The 26,125-nt window shown below is 64.0% G+C and carries 25 protein-coding genes; 23 read left to right on the top strand and 2 right to left on the bottom strand.

Annotated features, from left to right (window positions below; genetic code table 11):
* Nucleotides 1–48: 48 nt before the first annotated feature.
* The 10 genes from rpsP to Q7C30_RS08650 all read left to right on the top strand — a co-directional run bounded on the left by rpsP (nucleotide 49) and on the right by Q7C30_RS08650 (nucleotide 7,925).
* Nucleotides 49–300, top strand: coding sequence for a 30S ribosomal protein S16 (gene rpsP / locus Q7C30_RS08695; protein ID WP_008094480.1), 252 nt, complete (start codon nucleotides 49–51; stop codon nucleotides 298–300).
* A 5-nt stretch (nucleotides 301–305) separates the two neighbouring features.
* Nucleotides 306–842 carry a ribosome maturation factor RimM gene (rimM, locus tag Q7C30_RS08690; RefSeq protein WP_029613348.1) on the top strand — a complete coding sequence of 179 codons (537 nt, stop codon included), beginning with the start codon at nucleotides 306–308 and terminating at the stop codon, nucleotides 840–842.
* A 3-nt stretch (nucleotides 843–845) separates the two neighbouring features.
* The gene (gene trmD / locus Q7C30_RS08685) at nucleotides 846–1,598 is read left to right on the top strand and encodes a tRNA (guanosine(37)-N1)-methyltransferase TrmD (RefSeq protein WP_317871274.1); all 753 of its coding nucleotides are present in this window, start codon (nucleotides 846–848) and stop codon (nucleotides 1,596–1,598) included.
* 42 nt (nucleotides 1,599–1,640) lie between these two features.
* Entirely contained in the window at nucleotides 1,641–1,991 is a 351-nt protein-coding gene (rplS, locus tag Q7C30_RS08680; RefSeq protein ID WP_029613346.1) for a 50S ribosomal protein L19, read from the top strand.
* Between the two features lie 164 nt (nucleotides 1,992–2,155).
* Complete coding sequence (gene xerD, locus Q7C30_RS08675; RefSeq protein ID WP_039575759.1) at nucleotides 2,156–3,052, top strand: site-specific tyrosine recombinase XerD; 897 nt, start codon at nucleotides 2,156–2,158, stop codon at nucleotides 3,050–3,052.
* A gap of 156 nt (nucleotides 3,053–3,208) precedes the next feature.
* The gene (locus tag Q7C30_RS08670; protein ID WP_304483907.1) at nucleotides 3,209–3,982 is read left to right on the top strand and encodes a DsbC family protein; all 774 of its coding nucleotides are present in this window, start codon (nucleotides 3,209–3,211) and stop codon (nucleotides 3,980–3,982) included.
* Between the two features lie 81 nt (nucleotides 3,983–4,063).
* Nucleotides 4,064–5,368 carry a homoserine dehydrogenase gene (locus Q7C30_RS08665; protein WP_317871273.1) on the top strand — a complete coding sequence of 435 codons (1,305 nt, stop codon included), beginning with the start codon at nucleotides 4,064–4,066 and terminating at the stop codon, nucleotides 5,366–5,368.
* A gap of 167 nt (nucleotides 5,369–5,535) precedes the next feature.
* A complete protein-coding gene (gene thrC / locus Q7C30_RS08660; RefSeq protein ID WP_039575767.1) occupies nucleotides 5,536–6,945 on the top strand; it encodes a threonine synthase in 1,410 nt (469 codons plus the stop codon).
* Between the two features lie 185 nt (nucleotides 6,946–7,130).
* Nucleotides 7,131–7,565, top strand: a complete 435-nt coding sequence (locus Q7C30_RS08655) for a hypothetical protein (RefSeq protein WP_029613343.1) — start codon at nucleotides 7,131–7,133, stop codon at nucleotides 7,563–7,565.
* 78 nt (nucleotides 7,566–7,643) lie between these two features.
* The gene (locus tag Q7C30_RS08650; RefSeq protein ID WP_029613342.1) at nucleotides 7,644–7,925 is read left to right on the top strand and encodes a DUF3509 domain-containing protein; all 282 of its coding nucleotides are present in this window, start codon (nucleotides 7,644–7,646) and stop codon (nucleotides 7,923–7,925) included.
* A 135-nt stretch (nucleotides 7,926–8,060) separates the two neighbouring features.
* Here Q7C30_RS08650 and Q7C30_RS08645 read toward each other — a convergent pair whose 3' ends face one another.
* Both Q7C30_RS08645 and Q7C30_RS08640 read right to left on the bottom strand, forming a co-directional pair.
* Nucleotides 8,061–8,954, bottom strand: coding sequence for a TIGR02285 family protein (locus tag Q7C30_RS08645; RefSeq protein WP_317871296.1), 894 nt, complete (start codon nucleotides 8,952–8,954; stop codon nucleotides 8,061–8,063).
* Nucleotides 8,954–10,153, bottom strand: coding sequence for a CaiB/BaiF CoA-transferase family protein (locus tag Q7C30_RS08640; protein ID WP_317871272.1), 1,200 nt, complete (start codon nucleotides 10,151–10,153; stop codon nucleotides 8,954–8,956). The genes Q7C30_RS08645 and Q7C30_RS08640 overlap by 1 nt, the downstream gene beginning before the upstream one ends.
* Nucleotides 10,154–10,325: 172 nt before the next feature.
* Here Q7C30_RS08640 and Q7C30_RS08635 point away from each other — a divergent pair, with 172 nt between their 5' ends.
* From Q7C30_RS08635 to lysS, 13 genes are all read left to right on the top strand, one after another.
* Nucleotides 10,326–10,868, top strand: coding sequence for a YaeQ family protein (locus tag Q7C30_RS08635; protein ID WP_039575775.1), 543 nt, complete (start codon nucleotides 10,326–10,328; stop codon nucleotides 10,866–10,868).
* A gap of 27 nt (nucleotides 10,869–10,895) precedes the next feature.
* The gene (recJ, locus tag Q7C30_RS08630) at nucleotides 10,896–12,605 is read left to right on the top strand and encodes a single-stranded-DNA-specific exonuclease RecJ (RefSeq protein ID WP_317871271.1); all 1,710 of its coding nucleotides are present in this window, start codon (nucleotides 10,896–10,898) and stop codon (nucleotides 12,603–12,605) included.
* Between the two features lie 191 nt (nucleotides 12,606–12,796).
* Nucleotides 12,797–13,903, top strand: coding sequence for an NADH:flavin oxidoreductase/NADH oxidase (locus Q7C30_RS08625; RefSeq protein ID WP_317871270.1), 1,107 nt, complete (start codon nucleotides 12,797–12,799; stop codon nucleotides 13,901–13,903).
* Between the two features lie 58 nt (nucleotides 13,904–13,961).
* On the top strand, nucleotides 13,962–14,678 hold the full coding sequence (locus Q7C30_RS08620; RefSeq protein ID WP_317871269.1) for a tellurite resistance TerB family protein: 717 nt from the start codon (nucleotides 13,962–13,964) through the stop codon (nucleotides 14,676–14,678).
* Between the two features lie 126 nt (nucleotides 14,679–14,804).
* On the top strand, nucleotides 14,805–16,427 hold the full coding sequence (locus tag Q7C30_RS08615; protein ID WP_317871268.1) for a methyl-accepting chemotaxis protein: 1,623 nt from the start codon (nucleotides 14,805–14,807) through the stop codon (nucleotides 16,425–16,427).
* A gap of 5 nt (nucleotides 16,428–16,432) precedes the next feature.
* Nucleotides 16,433–16,954 (top strand): chemotaxis protein CheW, encoded by a 522-nt coding sequence (locus Q7C30_RS08610; RefSeq protein WP_317871267.1) that lies wholly within the window; start codon nucleotides 16,433–16,435, stop codon nucleotides 16,952–16,954.
* Nucleotides 16,951–18,222, top strand: coding sequence for a CheR family methyltransferase (locus tag Q7C30_RS08605; protein WP_317871266.1), 1,272 nt, complete (start codon nucleotides 16,951–16,953; stop codon nucleotides 18,220–18,222). Before Q7C30_RS08610 ends, Q7C30_RS08605 begins: the two co-directional genes overlap by 4 nt.
* Nucleotides 18,219–18,884, top strand: coding sequence for a chemotaxis protein CheW (locus Q7C30_RS08600; protein WP_039575784.1), 666 nt, complete (start codon nucleotides 18,219–18,221; stop codon nucleotides 18,882–18,884). The genes Q7C30_RS08605 and Q7C30_RS08600 overlap by 4 nt, the downstream gene beginning before the upstream one ends.
* On the top strand, nucleotides 18,881–21,172 hold the full coding sequence (locus Q7C30_RS08595; protein WP_317871265.1) for a hybrid sensor histidine kinase/response regulator: 2,292 nt from the start codon (nucleotides 18,881–18,883) through the stop codon (nucleotides 21,170–21,172). The genes Q7C30_RS08600 and Q7C30_RS08595 overlap by 4 nt, the downstream gene beginning before the upstream one ends.
* Nucleotides 21,169–22,182, top strand: coding sequence for a chemotaxis response regulator protein-glutamate methylesterase (locus Q7C30_RS08590; RefSeq protein WP_317871264.1), 1,014 nt, complete (start codon nucleotides 21,169–21,171; stop codon nucleotides 22,180–22,182). The genes Q7C30_RS08595 and Q7C30_RS08590 overlap by 4 nt, the downstream gene beginning before the upstream one ends.
* 51 nt (nucleotides 22,183–22,233) lie before the next feature.
* Nucleotides 22,234–23,238, top strand: coding sequence for a PleD family two-component system response regulator (locus tag Q7C30_RS08585; RefSeq protein ID WP_317871263.1), 1,005 nt, complete (start codon nucleotides 22,234–22,236; stop codon nucleotides 23,236–23,238).
* Nucleotides 23,239–23,392: 154 nt separating this feature from the next.
* A protein-coding gene (prfB, locus tag Q7C30_RS08580) for a peptide chain release factor 2 (RefSeq protein ID WP_116887664.1) occupies nucleotides 23,393–24,488 on the top strand; the annotation gives its coding sequence in 2 pieces (ribosomal slippage) (nucleotides 23,393–23,464 and nucleotides 23,466–24,488; 1,095 coding nt in all).
* A gap of 93 nt (nucleotides 24,489–24,581) precedes the next feature.
* Nucleotides 24,582–26,084 carry a lysine--tRNA ligase gene (gene lysS, locus Q7C30_RS08575; protein WP_039575795.1) on the top strand — a complete coding sequence of 501 codons (1,503 nt, stop codon included), beginning with the start codon at nucleotides 24,582–24,584 and terminating at the stop codon, nucleotides 26,082–26,084.
* The last annotated feature ends 41 nt before the right edge of the window (nucleotides 26,085–26,125 follow it).

Raw genomic sequence — 26,125 nt, 5'->3', positions numbered from 1 at the left:
CAGATTTGCAGCACCGACTGCAGTACCGACTATAGGAACGATGTTCACATGGTAACCATTCGTCTGGCCCGTGGCGGCTCGAAAAAGCGCCCCTTCTACCACCTGACCGTGACCAACTCGCGTAACGCCCGTGACGGCCGTTTCGTTGAGCGCGTTGGCTTCTTCAACCCGATCGCATCGGGCGCCGAAGTCAAGCTGTCGGTCAACCAGGAACGCGTCACCTACTGGCTGAGCCAGGGCGCGCAGCCGTCTGAGCGTGTTGCTCAGCTGCTGAAGGACGCTGCCAAGGCCGCCGCCTGAGCAGTATGAACGCGACGCCAGAAAAGCCTGACGATCTCATCGTCGTCGGCAAGATTTTTTCGGTTCACGGCGTTCGCGGCGAGGTGAAGGTGTATTCCTTTACCGATCCGATTGAAAACCTGTTGGATTATCCGCGCTGGACGCTCAGGCACGAAGGCAAGGTAAAACAGGTCGAGCTGGTCAACGGTCGTGGCTCCCAGAAGGGCCTGGTCGTGAAGTTGAAAGGTCTCGAGGATCGTGATGAAGCCCGTCTTCTGAGCGGTTACGAAATCTGCATACCGCGGAGCCTTTTGCCCAACCTGGCCGCTGACGAGTACTACTGGTACCAGTTGGTAGGTCTGAAGGTCATCAACCAGGACGAACAGCTGTTCGGCAAGGTCGATCACCTGTTGGAGACCGGTGCGAACGATGTCATGGTGGTCAAGCCTTGCGCTGGCAGCCTGGACGATCGCGAGCGTTTGTTGCCCTATACGGCGCAATGCGTGCTGGCCATCGACCTGGAAGCAGGCGTGATGCGAGTCGAATGGGACGCGGATTTCTAGACGATGGGTAACCTTCGCGTAGAAGTCGTCACGTTGTTCCCGGAGATGTTCTCGGCCATCACGGAGTACGGCATTACCAGCCGCGCGGTGAAACAGGGGTTGCTTCAGGTGACCTGCTGGAATCCGCGGGACTACACCACGGATCGTCACCATACGGTGGACGATCGGCCTTTTGGCGGTGGTCCGGGCATGGTGATGAAAATCAAGCCTCTGGAAGACGCCCTGGCCAGTGCCAGGCACGCGACCGGAGCAGCGGCGAAGGTGATCTACCTCTCGCCACAAGGCCGCAAGCTGACTCAGCAGGCGGTCAAAGGTCTGGCCGAACAGGAATCGTTGATCCTGATCGCGGGCCGTTACGAAGGCATCGACGAGCGCTTTATCGAGGCTCATGTCGATGAGGAGTGGTCGATTGGCGACTATGTGCTTTCCGGTGGCGAGCTGCCGGCCATGGTGTTGATCGATGCGGTTACACGGCTGCTGCCCGGAGCTTTAGGGCATGTGGACTCGGCGGAGGAAGACTCCTTCACCGACGGTCTGCTCGATTGCCCGCACTACACCCGACCTGAGGTGTATGCGGATCAGCGTGTACCCGACGTGTTGCTCAGTGGCAACCATGCACACATCCGGCGTTGGAGAATGAAGCAGTCCCTTGGTAGGACCTTCGAACGACGCGCCGATCTTCTGGAAAGTCGCTCGCTTTCTGGAGAAGAGAAGAAGCTGCTCGAGGAATACCTCCGCGAGCGGGACGATAGTTAAACGTATCGATGGTGGATCGCGTATCCATCTTAGGAGCACAGCATGACCAACAAGATCATCCAGCAGCTCGAAGCCGAGCAGATGAGCAAGGAAATCCCAGCCTTCGCACCCGGCGACACCATTGTCGTCCAGGTCAAAGTGAAGGAAGGTGAGCGTTCCCGTCTGCAGGCGTTCGAAGGCGTCGTCATCGCCAAGCGTAACCGCGGTCTGAACAGCGCCTTCACCGTGCGCAAGATCTCCAGCGGCGTTGGCGTCGAGCGTACCTTCCAGACCTACAGCCCGCAGATCGACAGCCTGGCCGTGAAACGTCGTGGTGACGTGCGTAAAGCCAAGCTGTACTACCTGCGCGACCTGTCCGGCAAAGCCGCTCGCATCAAGGAAAAACTGTCCTGAGTGCAGTTTGACCGGTGGCCTCGGCCACCTTGCGAGAGAAAGAGCAGCCTTCGGGCTGCTTTTTTGCGTTCTGCGTCCGTGAAAAGATGCGTCGCCAGGCCATTGCAGACAAGCGTTGTCCCGTGTGGAAGACTAGGCGCACTTTTTCGCCACAGACCCGTTAAATGCCTGCTCTGGACCATCCGCTGATCGACCAATTCCTCGATGCCCTCTGGCTGGAAAAAGGGCTGTCGGACAATACCCGTGTTTCCTACCGCAGTGATCTGGCCCTGTTCAACGGTTGGCTGCAGGAGCAGGGCCTGGCCTTGCCCGAGGCGGGCCGTGCCGCCATCCTCGATCACCTTGCCTGGCGTCTGGACCAGGGCTACAAGCCACGCTCCACCGCCCGCTTTCTGTCCGGAGTACGGGGTTTCTATCGCTATCTGCTGCGCGAGAAGCTGATTGCCCTCGATCCCACCTTGCAGGTGGACATGCCGCAACTGGGCCGACCGTTGCCCAAGTCGCTGTCGGAAGCGGATGTCGAGGCCCTGCTCAAGGCGCCGGATCTGGGTGAGGCCATCGGCCAGCGTGACCGCGCCATGCTGGAGGTGCTGTATGCCTGCGGCCTGCGGGTGACCGAGTTGGTCAGCCTGACCTTGGACCAGGTCAACCTGAGGCAAGGCGTCTTGCGGGTGATGGGCAAGGGTAGCAAGGAGCGCCTGGTGCCGATGGGTGAGGAGGCGGTGCTGTGGATCGAGCGCTACCTGCGCGGTGGCCGCGCCGATCTGCTCAACGGTCGTCCCAGCGACGTGCTGTTTCCCAGTCTGCGTGGAGAGGAAATGACCCGACAGACCTTCTGGCACCGTATCAAGCACCATGCGCGCGTGGCCGGGATCGACAAGCCGCTGTCGCCGCACACCTTGCGCCATGCCTTCGCCACGCATTTGCTCAACCACGGCGCCGACCTGCGCGTGGTGCAAATGCTGCTGGGCCACAGCGACCTGTCCACCACGCAGATCTACACCCATGTGGCCAAGGCGCGCTTGCAGCAGTTGCACGCCCAGCACCACCCGCGTGGATGAATGATCCTCATGTTCCGCTCGGCGGCTTTCCAGACACTGATTTCGTCCCCGCCTGATGTGGTAGTCTTGGGCGGTTTGCATCAGGGACCGCTCTAGTCGCCGCGCTTTTCCCGCAGGCGATGTCCTCCGGTCCCCGTCCGTCTTCAGGAGTACCCCATGCGCGTGACCCAGATTTTTGCCGCCGCCGCTCTGGCGTTGGCCAGTACCTTTGCCGCCGCCGCGGCCACCGAGGCCAGTGCCGGTGCCAACGCAGGCGCCGAGCAGGCCATTCGCAACACGCTCAAGACCCTTGAACTGGAAGTGCCGATCGAGAGCGTCTCCAACAGCCCGGTCGGTGGTCTGTACGAAGTCAAGCTGCAAGGCGGTCGGGTGCTCTATGCCAGTGGTGACGGCCAGTACGTCATGCAGGGTTACCTGTATCAACTGCAGGACGGCAAGCCGGTCAATCTCACCGAGAAGACCGAGCGCCAAGGCATCGCCAAGCTGATCAACGGCATTCCCAAGGCTGAAATGGTCGTTTACCCGGCCAAGGGCGAAACCCGCTCGCACATCACCGTGTTCACCGACACCACGTGCCCGTACTGCCACAAGCTGCATGCTGAGGTACCGGAGCTGAACAAGCGCGGTATCGAGGTGCGGTACGTGGCCTTCCCGCGCCAAGGCCTGGGCTCGCCGGGTGACGAGCAGTTGCAGGCCGTGTGGTGCTCCAGCGATCGAGTCGCGGCGATGGACAAGATGGTCGATGGCAAGGAAATCAAGGCGGCCAAATGCGCCAACCCGGTCAGCAAACAGTTCCACCTTGGCCAGTCGATCGGCGTCAACGGTACGCCAGCGATCGTGCTCGAAAGCGGTCAGGTGATTCCGGGCTACCAGCCGGCACCGCAAGTGGCCAAGCTGGCGTTGGCCGGCCAGGCGCAAGCGGCCAAGTAATTCATTCAGTACGCCGTCGTCATGGGGTGACGGCATGTTTCACGGTCGGCACAGTGCCGGTCGTTCTATGGGGAGTTCACAGTGAAACCGGTCAAAGTAGGCATCTGTGGGTTGGGGACCGTCGGTGGCGGTACCTTCAATGTGCTTCAGCGCAACGCCGAGGAGATCGCCCGCCGTGCCGGGCGCGGTATTGAAGTGGCCCAGATCGCCATGCGCTCGCAGAACCCGAACTGCCAGATTACCGGTACCCCCATTACCGCTGATGTGTTCGACGTTGCGACCAACCCCGAGATCGACATCGTCATCGAGCTGATCGGTGGCTATACCATTGCCCGCGATCTGGTGCTCAAGGCCATCGAAAACGGCAAGCACGTGGTCACGGCCAACAAGGCGCTGATTGCCGTCCACGGCAACGAGATCTTCGCCAAAGCCCGCGAAAAGGGCGTGATCGTCGCCTTCGAAGCCGCAGTCGCTGGTGGCATCCCGGTGATCAAGGCCATTCGCGAGGGGCTGTCTGCCAACCGTATCAATTGGCTGGCCGGCATCATCAACGGCACCGGCAACTTCATCCTCACCGAAATGCGCGAGAAGGGCCGTGCCTTCCCTGATGTGCTGGCCGAGGCCCAGGCGCTGGGCTATGCCGAGGCCGATCCGACCTTCGATGTCGAGGGTATCGATGCTGCGCACAAGCTGACCATCCTGGCGTCCATCGCCTTTGGCATTCCGCTGCAGTTCGACAAGGCCTATACCGAAGGCATCACCCGTCTGACCACCGCCGACGTCAACTACGCCGAGGCCCTGGGCTATCGCATCAAGCACCTGGGCGTGGCGCGCCGTACCGTCGATGGCATCGAGCTGCGCGTCCACCCGACCCTGATTCCCAGCGACCGCCTGATCGCCAACGTCAACGGCGTGATGAACGCGGTGATGGTCAACGGCGATGCCGCCGGCTCGACCTTGTACTACGGCGCCGGTGCCGGCATGGAGCCGACCGCCTCTTCGGTGGTCGCCGACCTGGTCGATGTGGTGCGCGCCATGACCGCCGACCCGGAGAACCGCGTCCCGCACCTGGCGTTCCAGCCCGACTCGCTGTCGGCGCACCCGATCCTGCCGATCGAGGCCTGCGAAAGCGCCTACTACCTGCGCATCCAGGCCAAGGATCACCCGGGCGTGCTGGCCCAGGTGGCGAGCATCCTTTCCGAGCGTGGCATCAACATAGAGTCGATCATGCAGAAGGAAGCCGAGGAGCAGGATGGCCTGGTGCCGATGATCCTGCTCACTCACCGGGTCATCGAACAGCGCATCGACGACGCCATCGTCGCCCTGGAAGCGCTGCAGGACGTGGTCGGCAGCGTGGTACGCATCCGCGTCGAACAGCTCAATTAAGCGGCAAGCCTCACGCTGCGAGCTGCCAGTAAAAGCGGCGCGGTGTTGAGGCTTTCAACAGAGTCCATTCGCGGCAAGGTGAGAAGCACAGCGCGAGAGCAACGCCAATCGGCTTTTCTCGTGGCTTGGCGCTTACAGCTTGCAGCTCAAATGAAAGGTTTGCACCCATGCGCTATATCAGTACTCGGGGCCAGGCTCCGGCGTTGAATTTCGAAGACGTTCTGCTGGCGGGCCTCGCCAGCGACGGCGGCCTGTACGTACCGGAAAACCTGCCGCGCTTCACCCAGGAAGAGATCGCTTCCTGGGCCGGCCTGCCGTATCACGAGCTGGCGTTCCGCGTGATGCGCCCCTTCGTGGCAGGCAGCATCGCCGATGCCGATTTCAAGAAGATTCTCGAGGAAACCTACGGCGTCTTCGCCCACGCTGCGGTGGCGCCGCTGCGCCAACTCAATGGCAATGAGTGGGTGATGGAGCTGTTCCACGGCCCGACCCTGGCGTTCAAGGATTTCGCCCTGCAACTGCTGGGTCGTCTGCTCGACCACGTCTTGCTCAAGCGTGGCGAGCGTGTGGTGATCGTCGGCGCCACCAGCGGCGACACCGGCTCGGCTGCCATCGAAGGCTGCCGCCGCTGCGACAACGTCGATATCTTCATCCTGCACCCGCACCAGCGTGTGTCGGAAGTCCAGCGCCGCCAGATGACCACCATCCTGGGCGACAACATCCACAACATCGCCATCGAGGGCAACTTCGACGACTGCCAGGAGATGGTCAAGGCGAGTTTCGCCGACCAGTCCTTCCTCAAAGGCACCCGGCTGGTGGCGGTCAATTCGATCAACTGGGCGCGGATCATGGCTCAGATCGTCTACTACTTCCATGCGGCGCTGCAGCTGGGTGGCCCGGCCCGTTCCGTGGCGTTCTCGGTGCCGACCGGCAACTTCGGCGACATCTTCGCCGGTTACCTGGCGCGCAACATGGGTCTACCGATCAGCCAGTTGGTCGTGGCGACCAACCGCAATGACATCCTGCACCGCTTCATGAGTGGCAACCAGTACGTCAAGGACGCCCTGCACCCGACCCTGTCGCCGTCGATGGACATCATGGTTTCGTCGAACTTCGAGCGCCTGCTGTTCGACCTGCACGGTCGCAATGGCGCGGCGATTGCCGAGTTGATGGCCAACTTCAAGCAAGGCGGCGGTTTCAGCGTCGAGCAGGACCGCTGGACCGAGGCGCGCAAGCTGTTCGACTCACTGGCGGTGAGCGACGAGCAGACGTGCGACACCATTGCCGAGGTGTTCAAGGCCACCGGCGAGGTGCTCGATCCGCACACCGCAATCGGTGTCAAGGCTGCTCGCGAGTGCCGCCGTAGCCTGGATACGCCGATGGTGGTGCTGGGCACTGCACACCCGGTGAAGTTCCCCGAGGCGGTCGAGCAGGCGGGCGTCGGCAAGGCGCTGGAGTTGCCGGTGCACCTGAGCGACCTGTTCAGCCGTGAGGAGCGTTGCACGGTGCTGGCCAACGATCTGAAAGCGGTCCAGGCGTTCGTCAGCCAGCACGGTAATCGCGGCAAGCCGCTGTAAGGCGTTCTGGTCGAGAGGCCAAGCGGGGCAAGTCGGTCATCCGGCTTGCCCCGTTTTCGTTCGAATGGAGGGGGTTCTGCGAAGATTCATCCTGCACTATCAGTTTCTTCCTATAGGAGTTTCTGTATCGCCTTTCTAGAGTGGGCGCCCTGTCCACCAGGGCCAGCAGCCCTCAGGAGCGGCTCATGCAGCGCCTCGATCTTCTCGTCGTCCAGTCCCGTCCCTCTCACCAGATCACCCTCCACCAAGCCTGCAACGCGCTGGGCGTGTTCAAGGTGCGGGTGGTCAACGACCTGCACAACGCCAAGGCGAGTCTGGCCCAAGCGCCGGATGCGGTGCTCATCGATCATGGCATGCCCACCCTGGCCGTTCAGGCGCTATTGAAAAGCATCGTGCGTCAAGGGCAAGTGCGTGCGGTGCTGTTCATCGGCGCGCCACCGGCGGGGGCACCGAACCTGTCCGTGGAAGCCTGGCGCAGAGGGTTGTGGGTGGTCGCCAACCTTTCCTGGCCGCTCTCGATGCCGGCCTTGCACGCTGCGCTGTTGCGCTTGCGTCCGGCGATCGGTGGGCTGCAGACGCGGGATATCGAAACTGTCACCTCCAGCCTCCATGCTCGATGACGCGGCGACCGTCAAGCGAACTTTCCGCTTCGCTTGGCGGTCAGTTTCGTTAGGTTACCGACAAAGCGAGTACGCCGGATGGAAAGAATCTGCACCCTGCTCAATGATGCCCTGTCCCCCTATCAGGTCCAGCTCGATGCCGTGGACGCCAGCGGCCACCGCCAGTTGAGCGTCGTCGATATGCGCGGCACATCCGTGCTGCGGCGCTCGGTCAGCCTGTTGCAGTTGCAGGATCAGCGGCTGCTGGTGGATCTGGTGGACGGTCTGCACCGCGACCTGCAGATCGTCGAAGGCCGCTTGCAACCGTGCGTGATCGCGGCGCTGCGTCAGCCTGTGCAAACTCAGGGAACCTTCGCGTAAGCGCCCCGTCACATTTCTTGACCCTGTGGTGATACTGCTTTGCTCCGGTGGTATCGACCCAGGGCGCAAGGCCCGCAAGGCCTTTGCTTGACCCCGTTGGCTGTGCGACAGCCTGCGGGGTTTCTTTTTTAGCGATCAGCGCTGAGGGGCGGCGTCCTCTGGCTGCTCTGCTTGCAACAGCCGCTGCGCCTGTTTCAGGTAGTGTTCGCGCAGGTCGGGATCCAGCCATCGGGCATAGCGCTCAAGCAGCTCCGCTGAGCGCAGATGGGGCAGGAGTCGGTCGATCTTGGCGATGGCCTCTCGACCTGCCGGGGTGTCGGAGCAACCGACGTGGATCAGTTGATAGCGTTTGGCGCCCTTGATCGAGAGAAACGCATACGCGTCCAACGCGTTGCCTTGCTGTTGAAGCAGATAGCGTGCTTCAGGCCAGTAACCCAATACCACGTGCAACCGCCCCAACTGCTGCATCTGCAATAGATTGGCGGTGGCATCGTTGCCGTAGTGCCGACTCAACGCCGAGTCAGGCATCTGGCTGAGGATCGCATCGGTTTCTTGCCCGTAGCTGCGGCCGGCGACGACGCCCAGTTTCAGACCCGGCGCGCCGAGCAATTGCGTGAGGTCCACGGAGATCTGGCCTGCGGACAGGTTCAGTGCTGCCAGGTCCTGTCTGCGTACGATCACGCCACTGCTCACGATCGGTAGCAAAGGCTGGGAAAATTTCGCGAAGCTGGCCCGCTCCGGCGTCCACAGCAGCGTCGGATCGCAGGTGAGGGTAGGGTCCTGCAGCATCTGGATGCCACGCGGGCGGTTGACGCGCACGATGCTGTGTTGGTACTCCGGCAACTGCTCGATCAACTGGGGTAGCAGGCTGTCGATCACACCCTGACCTTTTTCCGTGCCTTCGTAGATGGTGAACGGCGGTAGGTCACGTACCAGCCAGGTCAGGCGCTCACCCGCCTTCGCAGGTTGCAGCGCCAGTAGCGGCAGGATGCACAGCAGCAGGCGCTGCGCGGCCCTTTGAAGTTGAATCAGATGGCCCCCTGTTCGCGCAGTCGGGCAATGTCGGCCTCGCTGTAGCCCAGGCGGGTCAGCAACGTGGCGGTGTGCTCGCCAAGGGCCGGTCCCACCCATTCGGTAGAGCCGGGCGTGTCCGAAAGCTTGGGAACGATGCCCGGCATCTTGAACGGCTTGCCGTCTGGCAGCCGAGCCTGGACGAACATTTCCCGAGCGAGAAACTGCGGGTCGTGGAGCATGTCTTCGGCTGAATAGATGCGACTGGCGGGCACACCGGCGTCGTTCAGCACCTGCATCACCTGATCCAGCGGCAAACCGTTGACCCAACGGTCGATCACGCCATACAACTCGTCCCGGCGCAGGTCGCGACCGTCATTGCTGGAAAGAGTGGGGTCGTCGGCAAGGTCGTTACGGCCGATGGCCTGCATGAAGCGCTTGAAGATCGCATCGCCATTGGCGCCGATCTGCACATGGCGGCCGTCGGCACTGGTGTGGATACACGACGGGGTGATGCCCGGCATGATGTTGCCGGTGCGTTCGCGAATGAAACCGAACACGTCGAATTCCGGCACCATGCTTTCCATCATGGCGAAGATCGCTTCGTACAAGGCCACGTCCACCACCTGTCCCTGGCCCCCGTTGACTTCCCGATGACGCAAGGCCATCAGCGCACCGATCACGCCCCACAAGGCGGCGATCGAGTCTCCGATGGAGATGCCCGTACGCACCGGTGGCCGGTCGTCGAAGCCGGTGATGTAGCGCAGGCCGCCCATGGATTCGCCGACCGCACCGAAGCCGGGCTGGTCCTTCATCGGCCCACTCTGGCCGAAGCCGGAAAGGCGGACCATCACCAGTCGCGGGTTGAGGGCGTGCAGCACGTCCCAGCCCAGGCCGAGCTTTTCCAGCACGCCGGGGCGGAAGTTCTCGATCAGGATGTCGGCCTCTGCCAGCAGCCGCTTGAGCACCTCGCGACCCTCCGGGTCTTTGAGATTCAGGGTGAGCGACTGTTTGTTGCGCGCCTGCACGAACCACCACAACGACGTGCCCTCGTAGAGCTTGCGCCACTTGCGCAGCGGATCGCCGCCGTCCGGCGATTCGACCTTGATCACCTCGGCGCCGAACTCGGCGCAGATGCGCGAGGCGAAGGGTCCGGCGATCAGGGTACCGAGCTCGATCACCTTGAGGCCGGCGAGGGGTTTGGCAGGACTGGACATGGTGGATCCGTGACGGTTGAAAAGAGGGCTTGGTTTTATCACAGCTGGCTCGATGCAGGTAATGGCTCCCGACAGCGGTTGCGTGCCTGTGCGCAATGACGGACGACACGAGCCCCTCTGCGCACGTGGATCGGGTAAACTCTCCGACTTTCTTCGAAGAAGCCTCTGCCCCATGGCCCAGCCGTCCACCACCTACAAGTTCGAACTCAATCTCACCGACCTCGACCGTGGCGTGTACGAAAACGTACGCCGGACCATCGCCCGTCATCCGTCCGAGACCGAGGAGCGCATGGCTGTTCGCTTGCTCGCCTACGCGCTCTGGTACAACGAACAGTTGGCCTTCGGGCGCGGTCTGTCGGACGTCGATGAGGCTGCGGTGTGGGAGAAGAGCCTGGATGATCGGATCCTGCATTGGATCGAAGTGGGCCAGCCCGATGCCGATCGCCTGACCTGGTGCTCGCGTCGCACCGAGCGCACCAGTCTGCTGGCCTACGGCAGCCTGCGGGTGTGGGAGGGCAAGGTGGTGCCGGCGGTCAAGGGCCTGAAGAACCTGAGCATCGCAGCGGTGCCGCAAGAGGTGCTGGATGTGCTGGCCACCGACATGCCGCGGACCATCAAGTGGGACGTGATGATCAGCGAAGGCACGCTCTTCGTGACCGACGACCGGGGTCAGCACGAAGTCCAACTGCAGTGGCTGCTCGGCGAGCGCGGCTGACCTGATTCGACCTGACTGAAGAGCCCCATGCGCATCGAGCCCCGCCCCCTGCCTGCAACCCTGCCATTTCTCGGCCAACTGCCGCCCCTGCTGACCCGTCTGTACGCCGCCCGTGGTGTGCAGAGTGAACTGGAGTTGGACAAGAGCCTGGCGCGCTTGCTGCCCTATCAGCAGCTCAAGGGCATCGACGCTGCCGTGGATCTGCTGGTGGAGGCCCTGGACCGGCGCCAGCGCATCCTCATCGTCGGCGACTTCGACGCTGATGGCGCTACGGCCAGCACCGTCGGCGTGCTCGGCCTGCGTCTGCTCGGTGCAGCCCAGGTCGATTACCTGGTGCCTAATCGCTTCGAGTACGGTTACGGCCTGACGCCGGAAATCGTCGAGGTGGCGCTGCAGCGCGAGCCGCACCTGCTGGTGACGGTGGACAACGGGATCTCCAGCGTCGAAGGCGTCGCTGCGGCGAAGGCGGCCGGGCTCAAGGTGCTGGTCACCGACCACCACCTGCCGGGCGAGCAGTTGCCGCAGGCCGATGCCATCGTCAACCCGAACCAGCCCGGTTGCACCTTCCCCAGCAAATCGCTGGCCGGGGTGGGGGTGATCTTCTACGTGCTCATGGCGCTGCGCGCGCGCTTGCGCAGCCTGGGCCGCTACGAGACCCAGGCGCAACCGAACATCGGGGAGTTGCTCGATCTGGTGGCCCTGGGCAGCGTCGCCGATGTGGTGCCGCTGGATGCCAACAACCGCATCCTGGTTCACCAGGGACTCGAGCGCATCCGTGCGGGCCGTGCCCGGCCAGGCCTGAAGGCCATCCTTGAGGTCGCGCGGCGCGATCACCGGCGCATCACCTCAACCGACCTGGGCTTCATCCTCGGGCCTCGGCTCAATGCAGCGGGGCGTCTGGACGACATGAGCCTGGGCATCGAATGCCTGCTCTGCGAAGACCCCGCCACGGCGTTGGACATGGCTGCGCAACTGGATGGGCTCAACCAGGACCGCAAGTCCATCGAACAAGGCATGCAGCGCGAAGCGTTGGCCCAGCTCAAGGACCTGCCGCTCGACGCCATGCCCTATGGGTTGTGCCTGTTCGACTCCGAATGGCACCAGGGCGTGATCGGCATCCTCGCTTCGCGCTTGAAGGAGCGCTATCACCGTCCGACCATCGCCTTCGCCGACGCCGGCGAAGGCATGCTCAAGGGCTCGGCGCGCTCGGTACCGGGGTTTCACATTCGCGATGCCCTGGACGCGGTGGCGGCGCGGCACCCCCAGTTGATCAGCAAGTTCGGCGGACATGCCATGGCGGCAGGCTTGTCGCTGCCGGCTGAGCACTTCCCGGTGTTCGCCGAGGCGTTCGACCAGGAGGTGCGACGCCAATTGGATGAGGACGATCTGACCGGTCGGTTGCTGTCCGACGGCAGCCTGGCGGTCGAGGAGTTCCACCTCGACCTTGCCCGCGCCCTGCGTAATGCCGGCCCCTGGGGGCAGCATTTTCCCGAGCCGTTGTTCCACGGCGTGTTCGAGTTGGTGGAGCAACGGGTGGTCGGCGAGCGCCATCTGAAAGTGGTGCTCAAGAGCGAGTGCGGTTCGCTGCGTCTTGACGGCATCGCTTTCAGCGTCGACCGCGAGGTATGGCCCAACCCGACGGTGCGCTGGGTGGAGCTGGCCTACAAACTGGATGTGAACGAGTTTCGCGGTAACGAAAGTGTGCAGTTGATGATTGCGCATATGGAGCCGCGCTGAGGGCTCGGCGCATTCGCTCGGGATGGCGGCGCCAGGTCGCGACCGATGACCGTGCAGGTGCCATGGCCTGAATTTTCGGGAACCGATCCCCAGGGTAATCTGGTCTAGTCTCAAGGAACGCCGGTAACGGTCCAGGATCGCACCACAGCGCCTGGGCCGGACCGTCATTGCAGACCTTCGGAGGCCCTCCCATGAGCATGCTGCTTGAGCCCTATACCCTGCGTCAGCTGACGTTGCCCAATCGCATCGCCGTTTCGCCGATGTGCCAGTACTCGAGCGTCGATGGCCTGGCCAACGACTGGCACCTGGTCCACTTGGGCAGTCGCGCTGTCGGCGGCGCTGGCCTGGTGATCACGGAGGCCGTCGCTGTGACCGCCGACGGACGCATCACCGCAGAAGACCTTGGGTTGTGGAACGACGAACAGATCGCTGCGCTGCAACGCATCACCCGTTTCATCACCGCTCAGGGCGCGGTTCCGGGTATCCAGCTGGCCCACGCCGGGCGCAAGGCCAGTACCCATCGGCCCTGGCTCGGCAAGCACGGCAGCGTCGCGCCGCAGGACGGTGGATGGCAGCCGGTGGGGCCGTCGAAGATCGCCTTCGACCCCCAGCACACCGCACCGCGCGAACTGAGCCACGATGACATCCAGGAGGTCGTCGAGGCGTTCGTGGAGGCCGCGCGGCGCGCCCTGGCCGCGGGCTTCAAAGTGGTGGAATTGCACGCCGCCCACGGCTACCTGCTGCATCAATTCCTCTCGCCATTGAGCAATCAGCGCTGTGACGACTATGGCAGTTCCTTCGACAACCGCATCCGCCTGACCTTGCAGGTGACCGAAGCGGTGCGCGAGGTCTGGCCCAAGGAACTGCCGCTGTTCGTACGGGTGTCGGCCACCGATTGGGTCGAGGATGGCTGGAACCCTGACGAGACGGTGGAGCTGGCGCGCCGGTTGCGGGCGCTGGGCGTGGACCTGATCGATGTGTCCTCTGGCGGTACCTCGGTCAACGCCGAGATTCCCACCGGGCCCGGTTATCAGACGCGCTTCGCCGAACGGGTGCGCAAGGAGTCGGAAATCGCCACCGGCACCGTCGGCATGATCACCGAACCGGCCCAGGCCGAGCACATCCTGCGCACCGGTCAGGCCGACCTGATCTTCCTGGCCCGCGAGCTGCTGCGCGACCCTTACTGGCCGCTGCATGCCGACGATGACCTGGGCGGCAACAAGGCGACCTGGCCTGCCCAGTACCAGCGCGCCACTCATCGCGCCAACCCGATTCACGAGTCGGATTTGCGCGATTAAGCCTGGATTCAGACTGCGGTCGTAATCTGGCGCTTTCCTGTCCTTGAGGGTTCGCCAGATGAATACCCGTGGTCTGCTCGATCAATTGCTCAAATCCGGTCAATCGCTGCTGCAGAATTCGTCGGGCAAGCCCGGTACCGGCAAGGTGTCGGGGCTCGGCGATCTGCTCGGCGGCAAGGCCGGCGGTCTGGGAGGCCTGGTTTCCGGCGCCGGTGGCGGCGCCTTGGCGGCCGGCGCCATGGGCCTGCTGATGGGCAACAAGAAGGTGCGCAAGGTCGGTGGCAAGGTGCTGACCTACGGTGGCCTCGCCGCACTGGGCGTGCTGGCCTACAAGGCCTACGGCAACTGGCAGGCGCGCCAGGGCCAGGGCGATGCTGGCGAGCCGCAGACGCTCGACCGACTGCCGCCAGCCCAGGCCGAGCAACACAGCCAGGCCGTACTCAAGGCCCTGGTGGCCGCCGCCAAGGCCGATGGCCATATCGATGCGCGTGAGCGTGAGCTGATCGAGGGCGAGTTCACGCGCCTGGACAGCGACCCAGAGCTGCAGCGCTGGTTGCAGGGCGAACTGAACAAGCCGCTCGATCCGGCAGAGGTGGCGCGTGCGGCGCAAACGCCGGAAATGGCCGCCGAGATGTACCTGGCCAGCGTGATGATGGTCGATCAGGAGCACTTCATGGAACGTGCTTACCTCGACGAATTGGCTCGCCAACTGCGCCTGGAACCCGCATTGCGCGAGGAACTTGAACTGCAGGTCAGGCAGGTATCGACACCCTGAGATGGCTTTGAGCTACCCATCGGGCACGCAAGCCCGGTAAGCCTTCAATTCTCCCGATAAAGCGTCAGGCGCCTGGGCTATACTTCGACGATTTTCCCGCTCGTGAAGCTTTCCTGAGGGCTGATTGTGAAGAACTGGACCTTGCGCCAACGGATCCTGGCAAGCTTTGCCGTGATCATCGCCATCATGCTGTTGATGATCGTGGCCGCCTACTCGCGTTTGGTGACCATCGAGTCCAGCGAGGAAGCGGTGGGGTCCGACAGCATTCCCGGCATCTACTACAGCTCGATGATCCGCAGCGCCTGGGTCGACAGCTACGTCGCGACCCAGCAGTTGGTCGGCCTGTCCGAGCACCGCGAGCTGAGCTCGGCCGACGCCGAGTTGTTCAAGGGCTTCCACGACCGGCTCAAAGAACAGATGGCCAACTACCAGGGCACCATCCAGGATGCCCAGGATCAAGCCTCCTTCGATACCTTCGTGGGGCTTGAACAAGCGTACGAGAAGGCCATCGATCAGGTACTGGGTGCCTATCGAGCAGGGAACTATGCCGAAGCCGAGCGCCTGATCATCGAGGTGCTCACGCCGGCCTGGACCGCTGGCCGCAAGCACCTGAACACGGTCATCGACCGCAACACCGAAGCAGCCAATGCCGCCACGCGGGACATCGTCGATGCGGTGGCCACGGCCAAGGTGAGCATGGTGGTATCGCTGATCCTGGCGATTCTCGCCGCCGGCATCTGCGGCCTGCTGCTGATGCGGGTCATCAGCGCGCCCATGCGCAGCATCGTGCAGGCCCTGGACAAACTCAGCTCTGGCGACCTCAGCGTGCGCCTGAGCATGGCGCGCAAGGATGAGTTCGGCGCCATCGAGACCGGCTTCAACGACATGGCCGAGGCATTGGCCAACCTGGTCGCCCAGGCCCAGCGCTCGTCGGTCCAGGTCACGACTTCGGTCACCGAGATTGCTGCCACCTCCAAGCAGCAACAGGCCACCGCCACCGAAACCGCAGCCACCACCACTGAAATCGGCGCGACCTCGCGCGAGATCGCCGCGACCTCTCGCGACCTGGTGCGCACCATGACCGAGGTCACCAGCGCCGCTGATCAGGCCTCCAGCCTGGCCGGCTCCGGTCAGCAAGGTCTGGCGCGCATGGAGGAAACCATGCACCAGGTGATGGGCGCGGCCGACCTGGTCAACGCCAAGCTGGGCATCCTCAACGAGAAGGCCGGCAACATCAATCAGGTGGTGGTGACCATCGTCAAGGTGGCCGACCAGACCAACCTGCTGTCGCTCAACGCCGCCATCGAAGCCGAGAAGGCCGGTGAGTATGGCCGTGGCTTCGCCGTGGTGGCCACTGAGGTGCGTCGCCTGGCCGATCAGACCGCGGTGGCCACCTACGACATCGAGCAGATGGTGCGCGAGATCCAGTCTGCGGTGTCGGCTGGGGTCATGGGCATGGACAAGTTCTCCGAAGAAGTGCGCCGCGGCATGTTCGAGGTGCAGCAGGTGGGCGAGCAGCTCACCCAGATCATCCATCAGGTGCAGGCCCTGGCGCCGCGCGTGCTGATGGTCAACGAAGGCATGCAGGCGCAAGCCACCGGTGCCGAGCAGATCAACCAGGCGCTGGCTCAGTTGAGCGATGCCAGCACGCAAACGGTCGAGTCGCTGCGTCAGGCCAGCTTCGCCATCGACGAATTGAGTCAGGTGGCAGCCGGACTGCGCGGCGGCGTCTCGCGCTTCAAAGTCTGACGACGATGGCCGAGCCGCAATCGCACGAGCAGCGCCAGACCGCGAACAAGGGCGTGTTGTACCTGCAGTTCAGCATTGGCCAGCAGCGCTTCGCCCTGGACGTGCGCGAGGTGATCGAGGTGCTGCCGCTGCGCCCGCTCAAGCCCATCGCCCAGGCACCGCATTGGGTGGCCGGAATTCTTGGTCATCGCGGTACGCTGGTGCCGGTCATCGACCTGTCGGCGCTGAGCTTCGGCACACCTGCGCCGCGCCGCACCAGTACGCGTCTGGTGTTGGTGCACTATCAAGGCGATCCCCTGCGCGCGCCGCTTCGCCTGGGCCTGGTGCTGGAACAGGCCACCCACACCCTGCGCAGCCAACCCGATGAGTTCCTGCCGTATGGCGTGGATAACCGCGAAGCACGCTATCTCGGCCCGGTACGACAGGACGAACATGGCCTGCTGCAGCGCATTCAGGTCGATGATTTGCTCGATGAGGATGTGCGCCGGCTGCTGTTCCCCCAAGTCTCTGAAACGGAGGCTGAATGAGCGAGCAGCGCTTTTTCCGCTTCCTCCAGGAGCGCATCGGGCTGGACGTGGAGTCGGTGGGCGCCTCGATGGTGGAGCGCGCCTTGCGCCAACGCTGTGCGGCGTCGGCGGCCGGCGACCTCGACCACTACTGGCTGTGCCTGCAGCAATCGACCGTCGAGCAGCAGGCGCTGATCGAGGCGGTGATCGTGCCGGAGACCTGGTTTTTCCGATACCCCGAGTCGTTCACCGCGCTGGCCACCTTGGCCCGTAAGCGCCTGGCCGAACTGGCCGGTGCCCGGCCCTTGCGCCTGCTCAGCCTGCCGTGCTCGACCGGCGAAGAGCCCTATTCGATTTCCATGGCGTTGCTCGATGCGGGCTTTGCGCCCTCTGCCTTCCGCGTCGACGCCATGGACATCAGCCCCAGCTCCATCGCGCGCGCCGAACTCGCGGTGTATGGACGCAATTCGTTTCGCGGCAGCGATCTGGCCTTCCGTGACCGGCACTTCGAAGGCGTCAACGACAGCTACCAGTTGTCCGAGCGGGTCCGCCGGCAGGTCAGCCTGGAAGCGGCCAACGTGCTCGACCCGGCGTTGCGCGCGCGCAGTGGACTGTATGACATCGTGTTCTGCCGCAACCTGCTGATCTATTTCGACATCCCGACTCAGCAGCGCGTGTTCGAGGTATTGAAGTTGTTGCTGCACGACGACGGCGTATTGTTCATCGGCCCGGCCGAGGGCAGCTTGCTGGCACGCCTGGGCATGCGCCCGGTCGGTATCGCGCAGTCGTTCGCCTATGTGCGCCAGGATCCCGCCAGCGTCACTGCGCCGCCCAGTCCCGCACCTGTCGTGCGTGTGGCGGCGACGCCCGCACCGCCACCGCGAGCGACTGCCTGGGCGCCGAATGCGCTGCAGGCTACACGCACCCTGACAGCGCCGATCAGGCCGCTGCCAGTACCGGCGGCGAGCGAGGGTGAGCCCGAACTGCTGGCGAGCATTGCGCGCTTGGCCAACAGCGGCGCCAGCGACCAGGCCCGCGCCAGTTGCGAGCGTTACTTGCGCCAGTTCGCGCCCAAGGCCCAGGTGTATTACTGGCTGGGCTTGCTCAGCGATACCCAGGGCGACGCCGGCGAGGCGCTCAAGCATTACCGCAAGGCGCTGTATCTGGAGCCGCAGCATGCCGAGGCACTGATGCACCTGGCCGCGTTGTTGGCCTCCCAGGGCGACAGTGCCGGCGCACGGCGCCTGCAGGCGCGTGCGGCTAAGGCGGACCGGGAGTCTGAACGATGAGCGAGCAACAGGGCCTGCCACTGATCGCCCGGGCCGACGACGATATCGATGATTGCTGGAACCGCATCGGTGTTCATGGCGACAAGCAATGCCCGTTGCTTGAACGGCATATCCACTGTCGCAACTGCGAAGTGCACGCCGCTGCGGCCACCCGCCTGCTGGACCGCTACGCGCTGCAACAGGACGAGCAGGTCGAGGCCGTCAGCGTCGAGCCGAGGGCTGCGGGACGCTCCATGCTGCTGTTTCGGCTGGGCGAGGAGTGGCTGGCGCTGGCCACAGCCTGCCTGGCGGAGATCGAACCGCTGCTGCCGGTACATTCGCTGCCGCACCAACGCTCGCGAGTCCTGCAGGGGGTGGCCAACGTGCGCGGTGCGCTGGTGCCGTGCCTGTCCTTCGCCGACCTGCTGGGCGTGGCCGCAGTCTCAGGCGCTGAGCGCCCGGGCCGAATCATGCCGCGCATGCTGATCCTTGCCGCCGAGGGCGGGCCGGTGGTGTTGCCGGTGGACGAGGTCGACGGCATCCATCGTCTGGACCTCGCGCAGGCGCAGGACGAGCGCGACGCCGCGACCTTCACCCTGGCGGTACTGCAGTGGCGTGCCCGCAGCGTGCGCGTGCTGGATGAGCGCCAACTTCTGTCTGCCGTGAAGCGGAGCCTGTCATGACCCCGGAGCAAATGCGCGACGCTTCGCTGCTCGAACTGTTCAGCCTGGAGGCCGAGGCCCAGACCCAGGTGCTCAGTGCCGGCCTGCTGGCATTGGAGCGCAATCCGGCCCAGGCCGATCAGCTCGAGGCCTGCATGCGTGCCGCGCACTCGCTCAAGGGCGCCGCGCGAATCGTCGGGATCGATGCGGGCGTCAGCGTGGCTCATGTCATGGAAGACTGCCTGGTGGCGGCTCAGGAACAGCGACTGCTGCTGCGCCCGGAGCACATCGACGCTCTGTTGCAGGGCACCGATCTGCTCATGCGAATCGCCACCCCGGGCGATCTGCAAGGCGAGGCAGCGGTACCGGCGTTCCTGGTGCAGATGGCGGCGCTGCTCGATCCCACCACGCCCATCGTGCCGCGCCCGAGTCTGCCCGCCGAGCCTGCGCCCGCCCCGCCCCCAGCGTACCCGCCGGCGTTGCCGGTGGCCTCGGTCGAGCGCGAACCCGAATCCGAAGCGGCGACGGTTACCAAGACCAGCAGGCGAGGCGGTGAGGGCGGCGAGCGGGTATTGCGGGTCACCGCCGATCGCTTGAACAGCTTGCTTGACCTCTCGAGCAAATCCCTGGTGGAAACCCAACGTCTGAAGCCTTACCTGGCCACCCTGCAGCGCCTCAAGCGCATGCATGGCCAGGGCATGCGTGCGCTGGACGGGCTCAGGGGCCAGCTCGAGGGCAGCGCTCAGAACGTCGAGGTGCTCGAGGCCCTGGCCCAGACCCAACGCCTGCTGGCCGAAACCCAGCAGATCCTCCAGCAGCAGGCCGCCGACCTCGACGAGTTCGGCTGGCAGGCCAGTCAACGCGCTCAATTGCTGTATGACACGGCGCTGGCGTGCCGCATGCGGCCGTTCGCCGATGTACTCACCGGGCAGAGCCGCATGGTCCGCGACCTCGGCCGGTCGCTCGGCAAGCAGGTGCAGTTGCTGATCGAGGGCGACAAGACGCAGGTCGACCGTGATGTGCTGGAGCGCCTGGATGCACCGCTCACCCATTTGCTGCGCAACGCCGTCGACCACGGCATCGAGTCGCCGGAACAGCGCTTGCTGGCGGGCAAGCCGGCCGATGGCACCTTGCGCTTGCGCGCGTCCCATCAGGCCGGCTTGTTGATCCTCGAGCTGACCGACGATGGTGCCGGTATCGACCTGGAGCGCCTGCGCCGCAGCATCGTCGAGCGCGCCTTGTCGCCGGCCGAAACCGTCGCACAGATGAGTGAAGCAGAACTGCTCACCTTCCTGTTCCTGCCGGGTTTCAGCCTGCGCGAGCAGGTCACCGAGGTGTCAGGACGCGGGGTGGGCCTGGATGCGGTGCAGCACATGGTTCGCGAATTACGCGGCTCGATCGAGTTGACCCAGTCGCCAGGCCACGGCTGCTGCTTCCACATGGAAGTACCGCTGACCCTGTCGGTGGTGCGCAGCCTGGTGGTCGAGGTCGGGAGCGAAGCCTACGCCTTCCCGCTGGCGCACATCGAGCGCACCCTCGACGTGCCCGCGCAGTCCATCGTGCAGATCGAGGGGCGCCAGCACTTTTGGCACGAAGACCGCCATATCGGCCTGGTCGCCGCCAGCCAGTTGCTCAATCGTCCGCCCGCGCAGGTTGATGCGGACAGTCTGCGCGTAGTGGTCATCCGTGAGCGCGAGCAGCTCTATGGGGTGGCGGTCGAGCGCCTGATCGGCGAGCGGGTGCTGGTGGTGATGCCGCTGGATCCGCGCCTGGGCAAGGTGCAGGACATTTCTTCCGGGGCGTTGCTCGACGACGGCTCGGTGGTGCTGATCATCGATGTCGAAGACTTGCTGCGCTCGGTGGACAAACTGCTCAGCACCGGTCGCCTGGAGCGCATCGAGCGCAGTGCGGGCGCTGGTCGAGGCGTACCGCGCAAGCGCGTGCTGGTGGTCGACGATTCGCTCACCGTGCGCGAATTGCAGCGCAAGCTGCTCAGCACGCGCGGCTACGAGGTGGCCGTGGCGGTCGATGGCATGGATGGCTGGAATGCGCTTCGGGGCGAGGACTTCGACCTGTTGATCACCGACATCGACATGCCGCGCATGGATGGCATCGAACTGGTGACTTTGGTTCGCCGCGACAATCGATTGCAGTCATTACCGGTGATGGTGGTGTCATACAAAGACCGGGAAGAAGACCGACGACGTGGTCTGGACGCCGGTGCCGACTATTATCTGGCCAAGGCCAGCTTCCATGACGATGCGTTGCTGGACGCCGTGGTGGAGCTGATCGGAGGGGCACAAGGATGAAAATCGCCATCGTCAATGACATGCCCATGGCCGTGGAAGCTTTGCGCCGTGCGCTGGCCTTCGAGCCCGCCCATGAGGTGGTGTGGGTCGCGGGTAACGGTGGGGAGGCCGTGCGCAAGTGTGCCGAACTCACGCCCGACCTGATCCTCATGGACCTGATCATGCCGGTGATGGACGGCGTCGAGGCGACGCGACGCATCATGGCCGAAACGCCCTGCGCGATCGTCATCGTCACGGTGGATCGCAAGCAGAACGTGCACCGCGTGTTCGAGGCCATGGGCCACGGCGCGCTCGATGTGGTGGATACGCCGGCGCTGGGCGCGGGCGATGCCCGTGAGGCTGCCGCGCCGTTGCTGCGCAAGATCCTCAATATCGGCTGGCTGATCGGTCAGCAACGCTCCAGTGCGGCACGTTCGCTGGATGCACCGGCGCGTGCTCCGGCGTCGCGCTGTGCGTTGGTGGCCATCGGCTCCTCAGCCGGTGGTCCGGCGGCTCTGGAAGTGCTGCTCAAGGCGTTGCCGCGGGATTTTCCCGCCGCCATCGTGCTGGTCCAGCATGTCGATCAGGTGTTCGCCGCCGGGATGGCCGAGTGGCTCAGCGGGGTGTCCGGGCTGCCGGTGCGCCTGGCGCGCGAGGGCGAGCCGCCGCAGCCGGGCCAGGTGCTGCTGGCCGGCACCAACCACCATATCCGGCTGTTGCAGAACGGCCAATTGGCTTACACCGCCGAGCCGGTCAACGAAATCTATCGACCCTCGATCGACGTGTTCTTCGAGAGTGTGGCGCGCTTCTGGCGCAGCGAGGCGGTGGGGGTGCTGCTCACCGGCATGGGCCGTGACGGCGCCCAGGGTTTGAAGCTGATGCGCGAACAGGGCTTTCTGACCATTGCCCAGGACCAGCAGAGCAGTGCGGTATATGGCATGCCCAAAGCGGCCGCAGCGATCCAGGCGGCCGTCGAGATTCGGCCGCTGGAACGGATTGCCGGGCGACTAGTGGAAATCTTTCCGAAATGACGACATGTGTTGAGTCACGCCGAGTGGTCGGTGGTGATCTGGTGAATACAGATGAATGATCTACCGATCGAAGGTTTCACGACGATCAACGAAGGTGCCGCCATGGTCCTGCTGGTCGATGACCAGGCGATGATCGGCGAGGCGGTGCGTCGCGGGCTGTCCCATGAAGAGAACATCGACTTCCACTTCTGCGCCGACCCGCATCAGGCGGTGGCCCAGGCGATGCGCATCAAGCCCACGGTGATCCTGCAGGATTTGATCATGCCAGGCCTGGACGGTCTGACCCTGGTGCGCGAATACCGCAACAACCCCGCCACCCAGGATATTCCGATCATCGTCCTTTCGACCAAGGAGGATCCGCTGGTCAAGAGCGCCGCCTTCGCCGCCGGAGCCAACGATTACCTGGTCAAGCTGCCGGACACCATCGAGTTGGTGGCGCGCATCCGCTATCACTCGCGTTCCTACCTGACCCTGTTGCAGCGCGATGAGGCCTACCGGGCCTTGCGGGTGAGCCAGCAGCAGTTGCTCGACACCAATCTGATGCTGCAGCGGCTGATGAACTCCGATGGTCTGACCGGGCTGTCGAACCGCCGCCACTTCGACGAGTACCTGGAGCTCGAGTGGCGCCGGGCCATGCGCGAGCAGCAGCAATTGTCGTTGCTGATGATCGACGTGGACTACTTCAAGGCCTACAACGACAGCTTTGGCCATCTGGCCGGCGACGAGGCCTTGCGCCAGGTGGCCGAGGCCATTCGCGGTTCCTGTTCGCGGCCCAGTGACCTGCCGGCGCGCTACGGCGGCGAGGAGTTCGCCCTGGTGCTGCCCAACACCTCACCGGGTGGCGCGCGCCTGATCGCGGAAAAGCTGCGCCAGACCGTCCTGGCGCTGAAGATTCCCCACAGCGCACCGCAGGCGGACTCGAGCCTGACCGTGAGCATCGGCCTGGCCACCCAGACCCCGGTGATCGGCAGCCATTGCCGGCAACTGATCTCGGCGGCGGACAAAGGCCTGTACCAGGCCAAGAACAGCGGTCGCAATCAGGTGGGTATCGCCTGAAAGCAGCGTCTGCGGGAACGGGGGCGATGGCCTGAGTGCCCAGGTCGATTGATCGCCCTTTCGCGACACATGGCCGCTCCCGCACTGCCGTACCGCTACGGACTGCGATATACTCGCGGGCTTTTCACCGAATTCGCGCGAGAGCTGCCCGCCCATGGAAATCCAACCGATCCTCAATACCATCAAGGACCTTACCGAGCGTTCCCAGTCAATTCGGGGGTATCTTTGACTACGATCACAAAAGTGATCGCCTGATCGAAGTCAACCGCGAACTGGAAGACCCGGCCGTCTGGAACAAGCCTGAGTATGCCCAGAGCCTGGGCCGCGAGCGGGCCATGCTGGCGCAGGTGGTCGAGACCCTGGACAAGCTGTCCGGCGGCCTGGCCGATTGCAAGGACTTGCTCGACATGGCCGTGGAAGAGGGTGACGACGCAGCCGTCAGCGATGTGATCGGGGAACTCGAAGGGCTCGAGGAATCCCTCGCCCAACTGGAGTTCCGCCGCATGTTCAGCGGCGAGATGGACATGAACAACGCCTACCTCGACATCCAGGCAGGTTCCGGCGGCACCGAGGCGCAGGACTGGGCCAACATCCTGCTGCGCATGTACCTGCGCTGGGCCGACAAGCGCGGTTTCGATGCCACCATCATCGAGCTGTCCGAAGGCGAGGTCGCCGGCATCAAGGGCGCCACCGTGCACATCAAGGGCGAATATGCCTTCGGCTGGTTGCGCACCGAGATCGGCGTCCACCGTCTGGTACGCAAGAGCCCGTTCGACTCCGGCGCCCGTCGCCACACCTCGTTCTCGGCGGTGTTCGTTTCGCCGGAAATCGACGACAAGGTCGAGATCGAGATCAACCCGTCCGACCTGCGCGTCGACACCTACCGCTCCTCCGGTGCGGGCGGTCAGCACGTCAACACCACCGACTCGGCGGTGCGTATCACCCACGTGCCGACCAATACCGTGGTGGCGTGCCAGAACGAACGCTCCCAGCACGCCAACAAGGACACCGCCATGAAAATGCTGCGGGCCAAGTTGTACGAGCTGGAAATGCAGAAGCGCAATGCCGCTTCCCAGGCGCTGGAAGATAGCAAGTCGGACATCGGCTGGGGTCACCAGATCCGCTCCTACGTGCTTGACGACTCGCGGATCAAAGACCTGCGCACCGGCGTCGAGCGCAGCGATTGCCAGAAAGTCCTCGACGGCGACCTCGATCAGTACCTCGAAGCGAGCCTCAAGCAGGGCCTGTAAACCGCACACCACCGCCGCGATACCTGGCCTGGGGCCGGTGTCGCGTGGCCTGCCCGACAGGGGCAACGAACACCTGATGGAACCAATGACGACATGAGCGACCTGAAGACCGAATCGCAAGACCTGCAACAGGAAGAAAACACCCTGATCGCCCTGCGCAAGGACAAACTTGCCGCCGAGCGGGCCAAGGGTAATGCCTTCCCCAATGACTTCCGTCGCGACAGCTACTGCAACGACCTGCAGAAGCAGTACGTGGACAAGACCAAGGAAGAACTGGAAGCAGCCGCGATTCCGGTCAAGGTCGCCGGCCGCATCATGCTCAACCGTGGCGCGTTCATGGTCATCCAGGACATGACCGGGCGCATCCAGGTCTACGTCAACCGCAAGACCCTGCCCGAGCAGACTCTGGCAGCGGTCAAGACCTGGGACCTGGGCGACATCATCAGCGCTGAAGGGACCCTGGCGCGTTCCGGCAAGGGCGACCTGTACGTCGAGATGACCGACGTGCGCCTGCTGACCAAGTCGCTGCGTCCGCTGCCGGACAAGCACCATGGCCTGACCGACACCGAACAGCGCTATCGTCAGCGCTACGTCGACCTGATGGTCAACGAGGACACGCGCCACACCTTCCGTGTGCGCTCCCAGGTGATCTCGCACATCCGCAAGTTCCTCGCCGAGCGCGACTTCCTCGAAGTCGAAACGCCGATGCTGCAGACCATTCCCGGTGGCGCCGCCGCCAAGCCTTTCGAAACCCACCACAATGCGCTGGACATGGCCATGTTCCTGCGTATCGCGCCTGAGCTGTACCTCAAGCGTCTGGTGGTCGGTGGCTTCGAGAAAGTCTTCGAGATCAACCGCAACTTCCGCAACGAAGGCGTCTCGACCCGGCACAACCCCGAGTTCACCATGCTCGAGTTCTACCAGGCCTATGCCGATTACCGCGACAACATGGACCTGACCGAAGAGCTGTTCCGCGAGCTGGCACAGTTGGTCCTGGGCAGCACCGACGTGCCCTATGGCGACAAGGTGTTCCACTTCGGTGAGCCGTTCGCTCGCCTCAGCGTGTTCGACTCGATCCTCAAGTACAACCCGGAGCTGACCGCGGCCGACCTGCAGGATGTCGACAAGGCCCGTGACATCGCCAAGAAGGCCGGTGCCAAGGTGCTCGGCCACGAGGGCCTGGGCAAGCTGCAGGTGATGATTTTCGAAGAACTGGTCGAGCACAAGCTGGAGCAACCGCACTTCATCACCGAGTACCCGTTCGAGGTCTCGCCACTGGCTCGCCGCAACGATGACAACCCGGCCGTCACCGACCGTTTCGAGCTGTTCATCGGCGGCCGCGAAATCGCCAACGCCTACTCCGAGCTCAACGACGCCGAGGACCAGGCCGAGCGCTTCCTGGCCCAGGTGGCCGAGAAGGATGCAGGTGACGACGAAGCCATGCACTACGACGCCGACTTCGTGCGCGCCCTGGAGTACGGCATGCCGCCGACCGCCGGTGAGGGGATCGGTATCGACCGCCTGGTGATGCTGCTGACCAACTCGCCGTCGATTCGCGATGTGATCCTCTTCCCGCACATGCGCCCGCAGGCCTGAGCCCACTGACCAAGCCGCCTCCCGAGGCGGCTTTTTCTTGC

Origin of the sequence: Pseudomonas sp. RAC1 (genome assembly GCF_030658255.1) — a bacterium.
In the GTDB taxonomy this organism is placed as follows: Bacteria; Pseudomonadota; Gammaproteobacteria; order Pseudomonadales; family Pseudomonadaceae; genus Aquipseudomonas; species Aquipseudomonas boreofloridensis.
This window is presented reverse-complemented; position numbering and strand designations above follow the sequence as displayed.